Source organism: Lunatimonas lonarensis, from assembly GCF_000390185.1.
Classification (GTDB): domain Bacteria; phylum Bacteroidota; class Bacteroidia; order Cytophagales; family Cyclobacteriaceae; genus Lunatimonas; species Lunatimonas lonarensis.
Genome location: NZ_AQHR01000124.1, coordinates 1 through 3227, shown reverse-complemented (window position 1 = coordinate 3227; position 3227 = coordinate 1). Strand labels below are relative to the sequence as shown.

4 protein-coding genes are annotated in these 3227 nt (G+C 39.5%); 1 reads left to right on the top strand and 3 read right to left on the bottom strand.

Features of this window, described 5'->3' with window-relative positions; translation table 11 throughout:
- The coding region (locus ADIS_RS23735) for an IS91 family transposase (protein ID WP_035807300.1) at positions 1-586 on the top strand (586 nt) is incomplete at its 5' end.
- A gap of 292 nt (positions 587-878) precedes the next feature.
- Here the strand turns inward: ADIS_RS23735 and ADIS_RS21735 are convergent.
- The 3 genes from ADIS_RS21735 to ADIS_RS21730 are packed head-to-tail and all read right to left on the bottom strand — an operon-like array spanning position 879 to position 2994.
- Complete coding sequence (locus ADIS_RS21735) at positions 879-1454, bottom strand: imm11 family protein (protein WP_035807298.1); 576 nt, start codon at positions 1452-1454, stop codon at positions 879-881.
- The gene (locus tag ADIS_RS23085; RefSeq protein ID WP_010856901.1) at positions 1454-1618 is read right to left on the bottom strand and encodes a hypothetical protein; all 165 of its coding nucleotides are present in this window, start codon (positions 1616-1618) and stop codon (positions 1454-1456) included. Before ADIS_RS23085 ends, ADIS_RS21735 begins: the two co-directional genes overlap by 1 nt.
- 44 nt (positions 1619-1662) lie before the next feature.
- Positions 1663-2994, bottom strand: a complete 1332-nt coding sequence (locus ADIS_RS21730; RefSeq protein WP_035807296.1) for an ATP-binding protein — start codon at positions 2992-2994, stop codon at positions 1663-1665.
- Positions 2995-3227 lie beyond the last annotated feature (233 nt).

The window sequence follows — 3227 nt, the reverse complement described above, 5'->3', positions numbered from 1 at the left end:
ACCATTTGACCGAAAACGCTGGCATGGTCCGACCGAAATATCCAAACAGGCTGAACTTCCAATCACTCCACAACTCAGGAAAACACTCTATGCCAAAAACTGGGTTGTCTACGCCAAGCGGCCTTTCCAAAATCCCGCTGCTGTCGTCGAATATCTCGGCAGGTACACCCATCGGGTGGCCATCTCCAACCACCGCATAAAATCCGTCGAAAACGGAAAGGTCTCCTTCTCCTACAAAGACTACGCACACGGAGGGCTCACCAAAATCATGACACTAGATGCCGCCGAGTTCCTCAGGCGCTTCTGCTTACATATCTTGCCTCCAATGTTTGTCAAAATCAGGCACTATGGCTTCCTCTCCCGAAGAAACAAAGAAGAACTCAGAGCTTTCCAGCAAGAACAGGGCATCAACTCAACAGGTATTCAAAAAGAAAAACATGGAGACCCACTCTATTTCCAAGAAGATTACAACATCAACATCTGCCCCTGCTGCCACAAGGGAACACTCATCACCATCTTATACTTCGCCGCAAACGCACCTCCGTCAACCATCAACAACAAACTCAAAGCACATGCAAAAACATAAAAAAACAGCTCATAAGAGCAAAGGAAAACCATTGGCTAAAAGATATTCAGACACAGAAAAAACAGTAAACAACTAAGCAAAAGGCTCAAAAAAATAGATAGCAGTCAATTACTGCTATCAAAAACTCCTATAAGAAACAAGATTTTTTAACCATCAGGAATGACTCCAAACTTTTAATCCCCATAGCTAAATCTCCTCTCAACCCCGCTACGCTTCTGTCAACAGGGGCTAATTCCGAAATTCCGCTGCGCTTCACTTCGGTTTAGCCCTTATATGTTACCTGCCGTTATTCTCATGATAGTCGACCCGCTGTATGAATTTTGTAAAAATAAAGTCCAGTGCAACCTTCTTTTTTAATTTCCTTACGAATTATGTCATGGACACAAAGCGATACACCAAGTTTTGTCGAATTAAATAAAAGTCGGTCTCCTATTTTACTTAATTCAAATCGTTTTTTAATTGGGTGGTCTGTTCCCTGCACAAAAGTTGAATTCTGATAATCTAAGAAGTCAGGTTTGTCAAATAGATACAATATCGAATAGTTGGTTGTTACATTATTTAAGTCTGTCACTTGTGCTGGAAACCAATTTGGTGAGTCAATATCAGTTATGTATTTTTCTATGATTGTACGAAGTTTGTCTGAAAAAAGCAGAAAACCGCAACTATTAAATTGAAAGTCACCAGTCTGCCCAGTAAAGCGTCCAGGGTTGATTTTGAACTTTATTGGATCAGTCAATTTGAAATCCTTACTCTTATTCTCAAAAAAGTCCCAATGAATATTTGAGTCAATTGGGTCGGCATTTCCAACTTTTGACTTCTCATCTCCAGTCAAATAGTAATATTTCTCTATTGTTCGTTCTATCTTCATTATAATGGCAGGTAACGTTTGGCGTGTATGTGCAGTAGCGGATTAGAAGCACTTTCCTGTCTGATTAGCACAAAGTTTCTAAGAAGCACAGCCCTTCGATTTACCACTTCACCCGCTATTGCCACATACACGCTGTTATCGCTTCGGTGTTCTTCTTTGTCCATTTGCTTCTCTCTATTTGTTTTGCCTTATGAGCCAATTGAGCCAATTATGAGCCAATCAAAACATAGGTTGTACCTGCCCCAACTTCTCCGCTTCTGTCCAATACTTTGAACTTCTCTACAAGTTCAGTAAGGTCTCTCGTAGCAGTCGCTTTTGAAACATCATTTATAGCCTGATAATCACTGTTGTTAATTTTCCCATTGTCTTTCACGAAAAGCACAGCCTTAATCTGCCTTTCATTAAGTCCAAGGTCTTTAAGTTGGTTGTGGTTATAAATGTCCTTTCTAAATTCTACCCAAAAACCTGAACTTTTAAAAAAGAATAAGGGTGCAGGAAGTCCAAAATTAAAGCACTGCTCTGTCATTTTAGAAATACCACGCCCCCAAGATTCAATGTATCCGCTGCGAAAAAGTGCATTTGCAATATCTGGATTAAATGGCTTTGAAGAGTGCTTGTCCAAAAGCGTTTCAATGGTCCAATTTTCAGGAAGTTGCCCTTCGTTCCAAATCATAAACTTGTCTTTATAAACACTGATTTGAATTGGAGCACCACCTGAATAGTCTTTATGGGCAACAGCATTTAGTAATGCTTCCCTGATTGCTTCTTTTGGATACTCGTATGTTTCCACACGATTCAACCCTTCATAGCTTATCAAAGCCTTGATGTATTTTGTGAAAAGTAACTCTGTGGTCTTTTCAATTTGTTCGAAAAGATTTCCGTGGATTTCGTCCTGAAATCTCAAATCACTGTCTCTTTCGAAAAATCCAATTTTTATGTAAGCCCCTGTAATAAATTTCTCAGGATTTGGATGAAAAAGTAGGATAGATGCTCTCTTAAGATAATTACCTTCCTTGAGTTGAAGATTCTCAATAAGATGCTCGTTACTGTCGGCTAAACTTTCTTCGTCAATTCTTTGGCTTCTGAAAGCTCGTTTGCGAAAAAAATCGAATGTTTCTTGCTTAAGGTCTTTTGTTGAAACATTTGGAACAGGGACTCCATCCCATCTTTTACCTTTTTTCTGAAGGAGAAACTTGTTAAGTGCTGCCCCTTTTAGTTCCTGTTTGGTGCTTCCGCTTCTGTAATGATATTGCCCCTTGTAATTGACAGGATAAGGGTATTGCTCAACAAGAATTTCAATAAATTTCCCTTGGTCGGTTTGGTGCAGATTAACATCAACCAAAATCCCCAAAGTATCTCTTACCTTGTTAGGGATTTCTTCTAATAATTTTTTAGCATCCTTTAAGTCAACTACATTTCCGGTATCGTTCTTTCCTATAAAAATGGTTCCGCCATAAGCATTTGCAAAACCACAAATCCATTTCAAGTATTCGTCTCGCCAAGTTACTTTGAACTCAATATTTTGTGATTCTGAACTCACTGCCTATAATTAATTATGTTTTAGTTTCAAATTTACTCTTTTTCCTAATGTCGTTTTGATGTTCGGGTTTTCTACACTGAGCGATAATCGGGTCAGGCGGGGGAATTTACTCACTGTATTTATTATTTATCGGCGGCGTTCGTGATTTCCAATTCACCCCTACCTTCCCACAGAACTCCCGTAAAAACGGGACAGGCTGTGCGTGAGACTCTCACCTCACACGGCTCTTCATA